Source organism: Marinobacter sp., assembly GCF_035268745.1.
Classification (GTDB): Bacteria; Pseudomonadota; Gammaproteobacteria; order Pseudomonadales; family Oleiphilaceae; genus Marinobacter.
The window spans coordinates 1-2,035 of sequence record NZ_DATFKH010000041.1; the positions used below are offsets into that span (position 1 = coordinate 1).

A 2,035-nucleotide genomic window follows, 5' to 3' on the forward strand; every position below is an offset into this window, starting at 1 on the left:
TCACCGAAGACGTCAAGACCAAGCTCGAGCATGTACCCAACGTCGACAAGGTCACGGTTGACCTGACCTTCGACCCGCCCTGGAGCAACGACATGCTTACCGACGAAGCCAAACTCGAACTCGGAATGCTTTAAAGCGACTTTTGCCACGGAATAACACGGAATAACACGGAAAAATGAAAGATTTTTCTAGCCACTAAACCCACGAAAAAACACGAACAGAGATAACGGATTAAGAACTAAAGGATCTTCGTCTGTGATTTCGTGTCCTTTCGTGGTTTTCGTGGCCAATAACGCCTTTATCTTTTTGCTTTTTCCGTGTTCTTCCGTGGATTCCGTGGCTAAAAACCAAACTTTCATTTAGCAGAAAAGTAAAAGCCATGACCGCCACCAAGGAACAGTTTGTAAATAACCCCCTCGGCCAGAAGACTACCCTGGATGACGTGCTGGAAGGCTTTGAGTTTCTGGACGACTGGGAGGAGCGCTACGCCTTCATCATCGATCTGGGCAAACAGCTCCCCGAATTCCCGCAGGACGAGCGCCGTGAAGAGAACTACGTCCACGGCTGCCAGAGCCAGGTCTGGCTGATTCATTACTACGACGAAGCCAGCGGCAAGCTTTATCTGCTGATCGACTCAGACGCCATCATCGTGCGCGGTCTGGCTGCCATTATCCTGGTGGCACTGAATGGCAAAACACCAAGGAATCTTCTGGCCACCGATATCGATGAACTGTTCGAACAACTGGATCTGTTCCGCCATATCTCGCCCACCAGAGGCAACGGCCTGCGGGCCATGGTCGGCAGGATCCGGGATATTGCGGCGGCTGAGGCGGCCTGAGGCAGCTACCACCCTAATAGATAACCGCGTAATCGCCTTCCCGGATATTGATGGTCGAGCCCTCAGCGGGCATCCAGGCGCGGCTGGTATCCAGGCTCAGCTGGTGCAGATGAAGATCCACACCGGTATCCCAGAGTTTCGGGGGCGCATCCGGCCTCTGCAACGAAAATTCGGCCCGCACAACTCGCAGCTTGTTACCGGGCAACAGGCCTGACCTGGTTCCTATATCCAGCAGCAGATCTTTTCCGGTCACCTCAATAATGGGGACCAGCAAAGCCTGGCAGTCAATGGTGCGCATCAGATCATCAGTAATATCATCAAACACCTCTGCCACAGCAACACCATAGTCTGATTTATTGAATTCAGGCGAATCAAACCTTACCTTTTCCGTGCGCGGAATATCCCAGCCGCCGGAGGTGGTATAACGCTGCTCCGTAACCACCTGACCGGTATATCCATCGTGCAGGACAACGTCGACCACAAATTCACGGACCGGATCGGTGCTGGCCAAAGAGCGCCTGATTGAGGATGCATAAGACGAATCCCGGGACTCGGCCCGGTTGACGCTCAGATTGCGTATGATCCCGGAAACAACGAATTGCGCGCCCATCTGGCGACTGACTGCGGAGTATTGATCGAGACGGTTGCCTGCGGCCTCGCGTGTCGGTCCCGCATTGAGACTGGCAAACATCTGCCTGCCTGGCGCAGATAACGGCAAAACCTCGCCAGTGTTCAGCAGATTCCGGTACAGCCACTTACTGGTCCCGTAACCCACGGCACCCAGTCCGCCAAAGACGGTCTGGCCCGGGTTTTCCACGTTGAATCCAGCCACGACCACCTTCTTCCTGATCCGCGAGGCTTGCTGGTTAACACAGTGCCGGCTGACCTCAAACGGAGCGCCATCGCGCTCTGCGCGGATAATCGCGGCAAACTGATCGAGTTCCGCCTGTCTGCCACCGACGTCTTTACTGATGATCAGATTTACTGATGGTGGTTCGGGGGCGTCAGGTTCACTTTCAGATGCAGCAGTTGTCGCCACCCCGGGTTCAGACTCTGAAATTTGTACTCGCCAGTCGCGATCATCGGTCTCGTTAAACCCGCCAGCGCCAGCATGGGCGGTAGCATCCAGAAAAAACAAAGCCGCGAGCATGAAAATGATGCGTTGGCCGTTTCTGTTTTTTGGTGTCATGATCCATA

The 2,035-nt window shown here is 54.2% G+C and carries 2 protein-coding genes and 1 pseudogene; 2 read left to right on the forward strand and 1 reads right to left on the reverse strand.

Going from position 1 to position 2,035, the window contains the following annotated elements; genetic code table 11:
• Both VJ956_RS03000 and VJ956_RS03005 read left to right on the forward strand, forming a co-directional pair.
• Positions 1-134 (forward strand): annotated as a pseudogene (locus VJ956_RS03000) (putative Fe-S cluster assembly protein SufT); the annotation flags it as partial.
• 245 nt (positions 135-379) lie between these two features.
• Positions 380-838 carry a SufE family protein gene (locus VJ956_RS03005; protein WP_324081497.1) on the forward strand — a complete coding sequence of 153 codons (459 nt, stop codon included), beginning with the start codon at positions 380-382 and terminating at the stop codon, positions 836-838.
• 13 nt (positions 839-851) lie between these two features.
• Here the strand turns inward: VJ956_RS03005 and VJ956_RS03010 are convergent.
• The coding region (locus tag VJ956_RS03010; RefSeq protein WP_324081499.1) for a flagella assembly protein FlgT middle domain-containing protein at positions 852-2,035 on the reverse strand (1,184 nt) is incomplete at its 5' end.